The organism is Psychrobacillus sp. FSL K6-1464 (assembly GCF_038003145.1).
GTDB lineage: Bacteria > Bacillota > Bacilli > Bacillales_A > Planococcaceae > Psychrobacillus > Psychrobacillus psychrotolerans.
The window spans coordinates 1-12,014 of the sequence record NZ_JBBOOP010000001.1 but is presented as its reverse complement, the minus strand read 5'-3'; the positions used below and the strand labels follow the sequence as shown (position 1 = coordinate 12,014).

At 37.5% G+C, this 12,014-nt stretch carries 7 protein-coding genes and 1 rRNA gene; all 8 read right to left on the bottom strand.

All coding sequences use genetic code 11. The features are described from left to right. Positions 1–83: 83 nt before the first annotated feature. Positions 84–1,637: ribosomal RNA gene (locus MKX39_RS00040) — 16S ribosomal RNA — on the bottom strand. A gap of 307 nt (positions 1,638–1,944) precedes the next feature. Then, positions 1,945–3,051 carry an HD-GYP domain-containing protein gene (locus MKX39_RS00035; protein ID WP_340761060.1) on the bottom strand — a complete coding sequence of 369 codons (1,107 nt, stop codon included), beginning with the start codon at positions 3,049–3,051 and terminating at the stop codon, positions 1,945–1,947. 127 nt (positions 3,052–3,178) lie between these two features. Next, positions 3,179–5,695 (bottom strand): DNA gyrase subunit A, encoded by a 2,517-nt coding sequence (gene gyrA, locus MKX39_RS00030; protein ID WP_093538021.1) that lies wholly within the window; start codon positions 5,693–5,695, stop codon positions 3,179–3,181. A 27-nt stretch (positions 5,696–5,722) separates the two neighbouring features. Continuing rightward, positions 5,723–7,645 (bottom strand): DNA topoisomerase (ATP-hydrolyzing) subunit B, encoded by a 1,923-nt coding sequence (gyrB, locus tag MKX39_RS00025; protein ID WP_175496307.1) that lies wholly within the window; start codon positions 7,643–7,645, stop codon positions 5,723–5,725. 91 nt (positions 7,646–7,736) lie between these two features. After that, the gene (gene recF, locus MKX39_RS00020; RefSeq protein ID WP_340761058.1) at positions 7,737–8,852 is read right to left on the bottom strand and encodes a DNA replication/repair protein RecF; all 1,116 of its coding nucleotides are present in this window, start codon (positions 8,850–8,852) and stop codon (positions 7,737–7,739) included. Between the two features lies 1 nt (position 8,853). Continuing rightward, positions 8,854–9,081 carry a S4 domain-containing protein YaaA gene (gene yaaA / locus MKX39_RS00015; RefSeq protein ID WP_093538030.1) on the bottom strand — a complete coding sequence of 76 codons (228 nt, stop codon included), beginning with the start codon at positions 9,079–9,081 and terminating at the stop codon, positions 8,854–8,856. A 279-nt stretch (positions 9,082–9,360) separates the two neighbouring features. Continuing rightward, positions 9,361–10,497 (bottom strand): DNA polymerase III subunit beta, encoded by a 1,137-nt coding sequence (dnaN, locus tag MKX39_RS00010; protein ID WP_093538018.1) that lies wholly within the window; start codon positions 10,495–10,497, stop codon positions 9,361–9,363. A gap of 173 nt (positions 10,498–10,670) precedes the next feature. Then, positions 10,671–12,014 carry a chromosomal replication initiator protein DnaA gene (gene dnaA / locus MKX39_RS00005; protein ID WP_093538017.1) on the bottom strand — a complete coding sequence of 448 codons (1,344 nt, stop codon included), beginning with the start codon at positions 12,012–12,014 and terminating at the stop codon, positions 10,671–10,673.

The window sequence follows — 12,014 nt, the reverse complement described above, 5'->3', positions numbered from 1 at the left end:
TCTTCATATAAAATGAACATTCAAAACTGAACTGCAAAACGTTAAGATACGAATAAAAATTCGTATTCCGATATTATCCTTAGAAAGGAGGTGATCCAGCCGCACCTTCCGATACGGCTACCTTGTTACGACTTCACCCCAATCATCTGTCCCACCTTCGGCGGCTGGCTCCCGTAAGGGTTACCCCACCGACTTCGGGTGTTACAAACTCTCGTGGTGTGACGGGCGGTGTGTACAAGGCCCGGGAACGTATTCACCGTGGCATGCTGATCCACGATTACTAGCGATTCCGGCTTCATGTAGGCGAGTTGCAGCCTACAATCCGAACTGAGAACGGTTTTATGGGATTTGCTCACCCTCGCGGGGTTGCGACCCTCTGTACCGTCCATTGTAGCACGTGTGTAGCCCAGGTCATAAGGGGCATGATGATTTGACGTCATCCCCACCTTCCTCCGGTTTATCACCGGCAGTCACCTTAGAGTGCCCAACTGAATGCTGGCAACTAAGATCAAGGGTTGCGCTCGTTGCGGGACTTAACCCAACATCTCACGACACGAGCTGACGACAACCATGCACCACCTGTCACCGCTGTCCCCGAAGGGAAAAGCCTATCTCTAGGCCGGTCAGCGGGATGTCAAGACCTGGTAAGGTTCTTCGCGTTGCTTCGAATTAAACCACATGCTCCACCGCTTGTGCGGGCCCCCGTCAATTCCTTTGAGTTTCAGTCTTGCGACCGTACTCCCCAGGCGGAGTGCTTAATGCGTTAGCTGCAGCACTAAGGGGCGGAAACCCCCTAACACTTAGCACTCATCGTTTACGGCGTGGACTACCAGGGTATCTAATCCTGTTTGCTCCCCACGCTTTCGCGCCTCAGCGTCAGTTACAGACCAGAAAGCCGCCTTCGCCACTGGTGTTCCTCCAAATCTCTACGCATTTCACCGCTACACTTGGAATTCCGCTTTCCTCTTCTGTACTCAAGTCCCCCAGTTTCCAATGACCTTCCACGGTTGAGCCGTGGGATTTCACATCAGACTTAAAGGACCGCCTGCGCGCGCTTTACGCCCAATAATTCCGGACAACGCTTGCCACCTACGTATTACCGCGGCTGCTGGCACGTAGTTAGCCGTGGCTTTCTAATGAGGTACCGTCAAGGTACGAGCAGTTACTCTCATACTTGTTCTTCCCTCACAACAGAGTTTTACGATCCGAAAACCTTCTTCACTCACGCGGCATTGCTCCATCAGACTTTCGTCCATTGTGGAAGATTCCCTACTGCTGCCTCCCGTAGGAGTCTGGGCCGTGTCTCAGTCCCAGTGTGGCCGATCACCCTCTCAGGTCGGCTACGCATCGTCGCCTTGGTGAGCCGTTACCTCACCAACTAGCTAATGCGCCGCGGGCCCATCCTGTAGTGACAGCCGAAACCGTCTTTTAACATCTCCCCATGAGAGGAAATGGATTATTCGGTATTAGCCCCGGTTTCCCGGAGTTATCCCAATCTACAGGGCAGGTTGCCCACGTGTTACTCACCCGTCCGCCGCTAAATCAGAAGAAGCAAGCTTCTTCGTCATTCGCTCGACTTGCATGTATTAGGCATGCCGCCAGCGTTCGTCCTGAGCCAGGATCAAACTCTCCATAATAGTTCACTTCCAGTATGCAGAGCACATTGAAAGCGAACAAATTAGAACTAGTTTAAAAGCTCATTTTGTTTTGCTGGCATCATCATTAAATGATGTCCAAAATTGTTTTGCTATCATCCTAACAAGTTAGTTGAAAGCTATGTTTCTTAACGTTTTGCATGTTCAGTTTTCAATGTTCATGTTGTTGTAATGTCGTTTTGGCGACTTCTATATAATATCAAGCTTTCGGAAGTATGTCAACACTTTATTGTAAAATAATATTAAACTCTTTCCTCTCCTAACAATAGAAGAAAGAGTTTAGGTTACTTTAACTAATAACACTTTCTATATGAAGAGTTCTTTTAGCAGCTAAATCTATTATTTGTCCACTATCAGATAATCGAATCATTGGGCGCATAGGAGAATCTCTATGTAAGAAAATTACTTCTCCTTTTTCTCCATTTGATAGAAGAACCCGCGTTGAAATTGGTAAAGACCCTACTAATTCTATTAATTTGTTTACGACTTCTATATTATACTTTCCAAATCCTTCTTCTCGAATCATTTCTAATACTTTAAAAGAGGAACTCTTGGCACGGTAAACTCGTTCTGAAGTCATCGCATGATAGACATCAGCTACTGCTATTATTTGTGAGTAAACAGAAACATTATCCAATTTATCACTTTTCGGATATCCACTTCCGTCTAAACGTTCATGATGTTGGAAAATTGCTAACTTCATTTCAGGTTTTAATAAAGGACTATCTTTTATCATTTGAAAACTATAAATGGTATGTTTTTTTATCTCCGAAAAGTCGAATTCAGTTAGGGCAGACTTTTTATCTCTTATTTTGGAATCTACTTTTGCCATACCTATATCAGCCATTAGACCGGCCGTAGCCATTTGCGTTATTTGACCAGAAGAGTAATTCAACTTTTTCGCTATTGCTCCTGAAATAATTCCAACTGCTATAGAATGATGTGCTATATATTTATCCATTTTAGAATACATATTTAAGAGAGAAAATACTTGTTTTTCTACCATTGCTTTTTCAACTAAAGGCATAATAATGTTCCTTAGTTTTGCTACATCTACTTTCATGCCTGATTCCCAGCCCATGAATTCTTTATAGAAGCTATCTACAGCATCTTTATATAATTGAACAAAACTCGTAGTCACTATCGGTTTTTCATCTATTGGAAGAGATTCTACTCTATCCTCATTTAACTTTTTAATCTCTTCATCTGATCTATTAAAAACATTTTCTAGAACAACGGGTACTTTAGTTATATTAAAAGCTCGCAACACTTGAATAAGTTCTCTAGTTACCTTTGCCTCTTTATGAATGATAGGTGAATTAGTGTTTACTAATATATCTTCTGCAATTATCGTACCTAATTTTAATTCCTCTAAGTTAATGAGGCTTTGGTTCATAAAGTATTCCTTCTTTCCTAATATTTCATTTATTATACTAAATATTCATCATGAAAGTATATGGAATTTAAACTAGATACAAAAACACACCCTTAAATAAAATTATTTAAGGGTGTGTTTTTACTTTTTATTCAGATTGTTCTTCCGTTGATGGTGTTTCAATTTCTTCCAATGTAGAATCTTCTTCTAAATTTTCTAAAATATCTTCGTCATCATCTTCTTTTTCAACTTTAGCTACAGTAGAAATTAATTCATCTCCTGATAACCTCATTAAGCGAACGCCCTGTGTACTACGGCCTGTTTTAGAAATGTCTTTTACATCCATACGGATAAGCATTCCATTAATCGTAATTAGCATTAAGTCTTCTGTTCCGTTAACCGCCTTAACAGCTGATAAAGGACCATTTTTGTCGGTGATTTGGCAAGTTTTAACACCCATACCACCGCGACTTTGCAGGCGATATTCCGACTCTGGAGTTCGTTTGCCGTATCCATTTTCTGTAACAACTAAAATCTCTTGCTCAGGTTCGATAATTTCCATACCAACTACATAGTCATCGTCTTTCAGACGAATCCCTCTTACTCCTCCGGCAGTTCTACCCATCGAACGTATATCGGTTTCTTCGAATCGAACTAATTTACCTTGTCTTGTCCCAATAATGATTTGTTTCTCACCATTAGTTAAGCGTACAGCAATAAGTTCATCTTCCTCACGCAATGAAATAGCAATCAACCCATTTGCACGAATATGTGCAAATCCAGTAACAGGAGAACGTTTTGTTATCCCATACTTCGTTGTGAAGATAAAGTAATTTTCCTCTTCAAATGATGCCATTGGAATCATAGCAGTAACCTGTTCGTCTTTTTCTACACCTAATAGGTTTATAATTGGCAAGCCTTTAGCTGTACGACCGTATTCTGGAATTTCAAATCCTCGAGCTCGATAAACTTTCCCTTTGTTTGTAAAGAAGAGAATTGTGTCATGTGTTGATGTGTACAATAAATGTTCTACAAAGTCATCTTCATTTGTACCCATTCCTTGTACACCACGTCCACCTCTTTTTTGGCTCTTATACGTATTAGCAGGTAGTCGTTTAATATATCCTTTGTTTGTTAAAGTAAGCACAGAATTTTCTACAGGGATTAAATCTTCATCCTCTAAAACTTCTGCTCCTCCAGCAACAATTTCAGTTCGGCGTTTGTCTGCGTAGCGATCTCTAATCTCAGAGATTTCTTCTTTAATTATTTCCACTACACGATACTCATTTGCCAAAATGAATTTTAGTTCTTCAATTAGTGTCATTAAGTTTTTATATTCTTCTTCAATTTTATCACGTTCTAAACCAGTTAGACGTTGTAAACGCATATCTAATATAGCTTGTGCTTGTCTTTCTGATAAATTGAAAGTCTCTATCAATCCATTTTTGGCTTCTTCGCCTGTTTGTGAAGCACGGATTAACTTAATAATTTCGTCGATATGGTCTAAAGCAATTCGAAGTCCCTCTAAAATATGTGCTCGGTCTTGAGCCTTGTTCAGTTCAAACTGTGTGCGACGACGTATTACTACTTTTTGATGTTCTAAGTAATGATAAAGCATTTCTTTTATATTCAAAACTTTTGGTTGGTTATCTACTAATGCAAGCATATTAACCCCAAAGCTTGACTGTAATGCAGTTTGTTTATATAAATTATTTAATAATACGTGAGAATTTGCATCCTTCCGTACTTCAATGACAATTCGCATTCCATTACGATCAGATTCATCTGCTAAATGCGTAATTCCATCGATTTTTTTATCGCGTACTAATTCTGCGATTTTTTCTATTAAACGAGCTTTGTTTACTTGATATGGTAATTCTTTAACAAGAATAACTTCTTTACCACTTGATTTTACTTCAATTTCCACTTTTGCACGTATTAATATAGAGCCTCTACCTGTTTCATAAGCTCGACGAATTCCACTTCGGCCTAAAATAATACCACCCGTTGGAAAATCTGGTCCAGGTATAATCGACATTAACTCTTCAATCGTAATAGCAGGATTTTCAGCTAGAGCTAACACTCCGTCAATTACTTCTCCTAGATTATGTGATGGAATGTTCGTAGCCATCCCAACAGCAATTCCAGAAGCACCATTTACAAGTAAGTTAGGATATCTACTAGGTAATACAACTGGTTCTTTTTCTTGTCCGTCATAGTTATCTTTATAATCGATGGTGTTTTTATTGATATCTCGCAATAATTCTAAAGCAATTTTAGACATACGTGATTCTGTATAACGCATTGCCGCTGCTCCGTCACCATCTACAGAACCAAAGTTTCCATGACCATCTACTAGCATATAACGATAACTAAAATCTTGCGCCATACGGACCATTGCATCATAAATAGATGAGTCACCATGTGGATGATATTTCCCCATTACGTCTCCTACAATACGAGCCGATTTCTTATGAGGTTTATCAGGCGTATTCCCCAACTCTTGCATACCATATAAAATTCGACGATGTACAGGTTTTAGCCCGTCACGAACGTCTGGTAAGGCACGGGATACAATAACACTCATTGCATAGTCTAGAAATGAGGTTCTCATTTCTGTACTAATATTAATCCCTTTAACGCCTTTATTCGGTATTTCTGACATCCTAAAGACCTCCAGTCACACACTTTCTTATATATCTAAGTTTTTCACGTATACAGCATTCTCTTCAATAAAAAGACGTCTTGGTTCTACTTCTTCGCCCATTAATTGCTCAAAGACTTTATCTGCTTCCATTGCATTATCTAAATTTACTTGTAGTAATGTACGTTCTTCAGGATCCATAGTAGTATCCCAAAGTTGATCTGCATCCATTTCTCCTAACCCTTTATAACGTTGAATATTTGGTTTTGAGGTTTTAGGTAAACGATCTAATATTTCTTTTAATTGTTCATCGTTGTAACAATACTCTACATGCTTTCCTTGTTTCACTTGATACAATGGTGGTTGGGCTGCATATACATAGCCAGCTTCTATTAATGGTCTCATGAAACGGAAGAAGAAAGTAAGTAACAATGTCCGAATATGCGCTCCATCTACGTCAGCATCTGTCATAATGATAATTTTATGGTAACGAGCTTTTTCTAATGTAAACTCTTCTCCAATACCAGTTCCAAGTGCAGTGATCATTGCACGAATCTCAGCATTTCCTAAAATTCTATCTAAACGTGCTTTTTCCACATTCAGGATTTTCCCACGTAAAGGTAATATTGCTTGGAAATGACGATCTCGGCCAGATTTAGCAGAACCACCGGCAGAGTCACCCTCTACGATATATAGTTCACTTTCTGCGGGAACACGTGAAGAACAGTCTGCTAACTTACCTGGTAAGCTAGAAACCTCTAATGCAGATTTTCGTCGTGTAAATTCACGAGCTTTCTTAGCAGCAACCCGAGCTCTAGCAGCCATCAATCCTTTTTCCACTACTTTTCTTGAAATTTGAGGATTTTCTAATAAAAATCGATCAAATCCTTCGGAGAAAAGACTATTAGTAATAGTACTTACTTCGGAGTTACCTAACTTTGTTTTTGTTTGTCCTTCAAATTGAGGGTTTGGATGTTTGATGGACACAATTGCAGTTAAGCCTTCTCGCACATCATCCCCTGATAAGTTGGTGTCTGCCTCTTTTAACAAACCATTTTTTCTTGCATAGTCATTTATGACACGAGTTAATGCTGTCTTGAAGCCTGATTCATGCGTACCACCTTCGTAGGTACTTATGTTATTAGCAAAAGATAAAATGTTAGAAGAGTATCCTGAATTGTATTGCATTGCAATTTCTACAGAGATTCCATCCTTTTCGCCTTCAACGAAGATAGCCTCTTCTGTTATAGGTTCTTTGGACTCGTTCAAATCTTCTACGTATGATTTAATACCACCCTCGTAGTAATACTTAATCGTTTTTTCTTTTCCTTCTCTTTCATCAGCAAGTGTTATAGACAACCCACGGTTTAAATACGCAAGTTCACGAACACGATGTTCAAGTATCTCGTATTCATATACTGTAGTTTCTGTGAATATCTCGCTATCAGCTTTGAATCTTGTAGTTGTTCCAGTAACATCTGTTTCTCCAATAACTTCTAAAGGAGCGGAAACTGCTCCACGTTCAAATTTGATAAGATGAATTTTTTCATCACGTTTAACATATACTTCTGTATATTCGGATAGGGCGTTTACTACTGAGGCACCTACACCATGTAGTCCTCCGGATACTTTATATCCGCCACCGCCAAATTTACCACCTGCATGTAGAATTGTCATAATTACTTCTACTGCTGGTTTACCCATTTTTTCTTGATTATCGACTGGTATACCACGACCATTGTCTTCTACTCGTATCCAATCATCTTTTTCGATAGTGACAATAATATGATCACAGTGTCCTGCTAATGCTTCATCAATACTATTATCAACAATTTCCCAAACAAGATGATGAAGCCCTCTTGAACTTGTTGTACCAATATACATTCCTGGACGCTTTCGAACAGCTTCTAATCCTTCTAATACTTGTATCTGATCAGCATCATAAGATTGCTCTAGGTCTTTTTCTTCCATAGCCAACTTGCTCACCCACTCTTTCATTCCTTCAATAATGGTGAATCATTTAATAATTATTTTGTTTACCATTTATATTCGTCACTAATTTTTACGGGTCTACTATTGTCCCTTGTTCCACATGAAACAACTCGGCCTGCTGAATCGTTTCATGTGCAATTCCTTCTACACTTGTAGTCGTTACAAATGTTTGTACATCTCCTTGAATTGTATTCAACAAGTGAGATTGTCGGTAATCATCTAGTTCAGATAGAACATCATCCAGTAATAAAACAGGAGATTCACCAACCTCCTGTTTTATTAATTCAATTTCAGCAAGTTTTAAAGATAATGCTGTTGTTCGCTGCTGTCCTTGAGATCCATAAGTTTGAACGTCATAGTCATTTACAAAAAATTGTAAATCATCACGATGTGGTCCGATTAAGGATACACCACGGTAGAGTTCTCTACTCTGACTTTCTGCTATTTTTTTTTCGAGATGATTTTTCATTTCATTTGTTGACCATTCTGGTTGAATCCCAGTTGAAGAGTTATAGGTAATTCGCAATTTTTCTAAACCTCTAGAAATCCCAAAGTGAATGGGTTCTGCCCATTGTTGTAGCAATTGCATAAAGTGAAATCTCTTTTGAATCACTTTTACAGCGGATTCTATATATTGTTCTGTATAAACATCGAACATCACATCATTTAACATCGACTTCCCTTGATGTTGTTTTAAAATATGATTTCGCTGTTTCATTATTTTTTGGAATTGAAGTAAATCATGTAAATAAATAGGGGAAATTTGACCGATTTCCATATCAAGAAATCGTCTTCTCACTTGTGGACTACCTTTTACTAAATATAAATCTTCTGGAGCAAACATTACGACATTAAGCTGACCTATATAATCGCTTAACCGTGTTTGTTCTAAATGGTTCACCTTGGCCTTTTTCCCTTTTTTGGAAAGAATTAATTCCAAAGGTAAGTGTCCATATTTTTTTTGAATATCCCCTTTTATTTTACCATAGTCTGCGTCCCAACGTATCAATTCTTTATCGTTTGAGGTCCTATGAGACTTGGCCATGGATAATACATAGAGAGACTCCATCAAATTTGTTTTACCTTGCGCATTTTCACCTATTAATACATTGATCTTAGAGGAAAAATTCATTTCAATTGAATCATAATTACGGAAATCTTTTAACTCTAAACGTTCAATATACATGTCAAGCCCCGTTCTCAGGTCCAACCAATTTATATCTTCCTACTTCCGGAATATTTACGACGTCATTATGACGTAATTTACGACCTCTTCGTTGATCTACTTCTCCGTTAACAAATACTTCATGCTCACTTAAAAACCATTTGGCCATTCCGCCAGAGCTAATTGTATCTGTCATTTTTAATAATTGCCCAAGTGTTATATATTCTGAGTCAAATCGAATTTCTTCCATCAATAACTCAACCTCTTCTCATTTTCATTATCCCTTCATTTTACCTCAAATACCGAAATAAGCAAAGAAAAGCGTGAGCCCCTATATATGCTCCGACAATGGTCTTCCTCGTTGAGCTTATCAGAGTATCAATTGCTGGAAGAATTCTAGGAAAAGGTCGCCTTAGCTTTTATCGATATCTTGAAGTAACTCAAGCATCTACCCAACCAACGCGGACAATATGTAAGGAAAAAATCCCTAAAAAAAAAGGTAGCCACAAATGTGACTACCTCATGAATATTAGTAAGTTCTAACTGGCAAAATTAGTTGTAGTATGGAATCATCATGCACAGATTTCAATATAAATGGTCTCATAGCCCCTGTGAATAAGATCTTAACATCTTGACCATCAATAGCTTTTAAAGCATCCATCATATATTTGGCGCTAAATGAAATCTTCAATTCTTCGCCATCTATTTCTTCAGCTTGAATTTGTTCTTCGACATTACCTATTTCTGGTGAGTTAGAAGAAACTTCTATAAATCCATTTCCTAAAGTGGAAAAACGAACAACATTGTTTCTTTCTTCACGTGCAAGTAAAGAAGCTCTATCAATTGCTTGCAGTAAAGATTTACTGTTAACCAAGATAGTTGTTTTACTTTCATTTGGGATTAATCTTGAAGTATCCGGATAATTACCTTCTAATAATCGAGAGTAAAATAGCACGTTTCCTGTTTTAAATAAAACTTGTTGTTGAGTCATCACAATCGCAACTTCTGATGATGTTTCCTCTAAAATTTTATTTAATTCATTTAAGCTTTTCCCAGGAATAACGATACTATATTCTTCCTCTGGTAAATCTTTAATAGCTGTTTTTCTCTTAGCTAATCTATGACTATCAGTAGCTATACAGTGAAGTTCCCCATCCTTAACTTGCCAATTGACACCAGTAAGGACTGGACGACTTTCTGAAGTCGATACTGCAAATACTGTTTCTTTAATAATTGACTTAAGTAAATCAGATGGAATGAAGAATTGTCTTTCTTCTTCTATTTCAGGAAGCATTGGATATTCCGATGCATCTAATCCAATAAGATTAAATTCTGATTTTCCTGATCTAATATGTGTTTGAAATTGATTGGTAACTTCAATTTCTACATTATTGGTAGGCAACTTCCGTACAATTTCATTGAATACTCTTGCTTGTAGGACGATAGAGCCAGGTTCTGTAATACTAATAACTTGTTCTCCATTTTTTTCAACAGGTATAAAAGTTTGAATAGTAATATCTGAATCACTACCAGTAATATAAAGTCCTTTATTAGTAATTTCTAATTTCAATCCAGTCAGAATTGGAATTGTTGTTTTGGAACTTACTGCTTTTATAACATCGCTTAATCCCTCTAATAAACTATCTCTCATTACTTCGAATTTCATTTTTATACCTCACTTATATAATTATATTTATTTAAAAGAATAATAGATATAGTACTAGGGCTTGTGGATATGTTGATAAGTATCTTTTTCTTAACGTATACCTACTTGTCCACATGTGCATAAGTTGTGTCTAAGTAATCTAGTAAACTATGCATTTATCCACAAAATCTTTTTTACCTACCTAAAATAGATTTGATTTGTTTTACATCGTCTTGAAGATTTGCATCATCTTTTAGCATTCTGGATATTTTTTCGTGTGCATGAATAACGGTCGTATGATCACGTCCACCAAATTCTTCTCCAATTTTAGGCAACGAAAAATCAGTCAGCTCTCGTGAAAGATACATAGCTACTTGGCGTGGGAATGCTATGGACTTTGTACGTTTTTTTGCAACAAAATCTTCTAATCTAATATGAAAATGCTCCCCAACAACCTTTTGAATATCTAAAATCGTGATAATTCTTGGACGAGCATTGGGCAAGATATCTTTAAGAGCTTCTGCTGCCAAGTCGATATTAATATCCTTATTTATAAGAGAAGAATAGGCTACTACTCGGATGAGAGCACCTTCTAACTCACGAATATTAGAGTCTATTTGGTTTGCTATATATGCCATCACGTCATCTGAGATATCTAATCCATCAGCACGAGCTTTTTTGCGTAAAATAGCAATACGAGTTTCTAAATCTGGTGGTGCAATATCCGTGATTAATCCCCATTCAAAGCGAGAACGCAAACGATCCTCTAAAGTAGGAATTTCTTTTGGCGGACGGTCACTTGAAATGACAATTTGCTTAGATTCTTCATGCAGAGCATTAAATGTATGAAAAAATTCTTCTTGAGTTGATTCTTTTCCTGCAAGGAACTGAATATCATCTATTAATAACACATCTACATTTCTATACTTATTGCGGAAATTGACTGCTTTATTATCTCTTATAGAGTTGATAAACTCATTTGTAAACTTTTCAGAAGATAAATAAACCACTTTAGCATTTGGATTGTGTTCTTGTACATAATGACCAATCGCATGCATTAAGTGGGTTTTTCCTAGTCCAACTCCTCCATATATGAAAAGTGGATTGTAAGCTTTAGCAGGGGCCTCGGCAACAGCTAAAGAGGCTGCATGGGCGAAGCGATTCCCAGATCCAATGACAAACGTGTCAAATGTATTCTTGGAATTTAACATTCCAGGTGAAAAATCTGGTTGATCTCCATTATTTGCAGAGATTTTTGGTTTAGGCATGTCGAAATCATCCATGTCTAGATTTTTCGGGACAACGAAAGATATTAATAGTTCGTTTCCAGTTAACTCGGTTAATATGCCAGCTATTAGGTGAACATAATGATTTTCTAACCAATCTCTAGCAAATGAGTTAGGTGCAGCTATCGTAACAGTTTCTCCTTTATATGAAAGTAGTTTGGTCGACTTCAGCCAAGTTTCAAAACTTGGTTTAGATGTTTTCTTTTCTACTTCAGAGAGAACTTTAGCCCAAAGTTCTTCTAAGTGTTCCAA

What these genes read in the sequence shown, in the direction of transcription:
- MKX39_RS00035 (WP_340761060.1), bottom strand. Translation starts at nt 3,051, where the DNA reads ATGAACCAAAGCCTCATTAACTTAGAGGAATTAAAATTAGGTACGATA.
- recF (WP_340761058.1), bottom strand. Translation starts at nt 8,852, where the DNA reads ATGTATATTGAACGTTTAGAGTTAAAAGATTTCCGTAATTATGATTCA.
- gyrB (WP_175496307.1), bottom strand. Translation starts at nt 7,645, where the DNA reads ATGGAAGAAAAAGACCTAGAGCAATCTTATGATGCTGATCAGATACAA.
- gyrA (WP_093538021.1), bottom strand. Translation starts at nt 5,695, where the DNA reads ATGTCAGAAATACCGAATAAAGGCGTTAAAGGGATTAATATTAGTACA.
- yaaA (WP_093538030.1), bottom strand. Translation starts at nt 9,081, where the DNA reads ATGGAAGAAATTCGATTTGACTCAGAATATATAACACTTGGGCAATTA.
- dnaN (WP_093538018.1), bottom strand. Translation starts at nt 10,497, where the DNA reads ATGAAATTCGAAGTAATGAGAGATAGTTTATTAGAGGGATTAAGCGAT.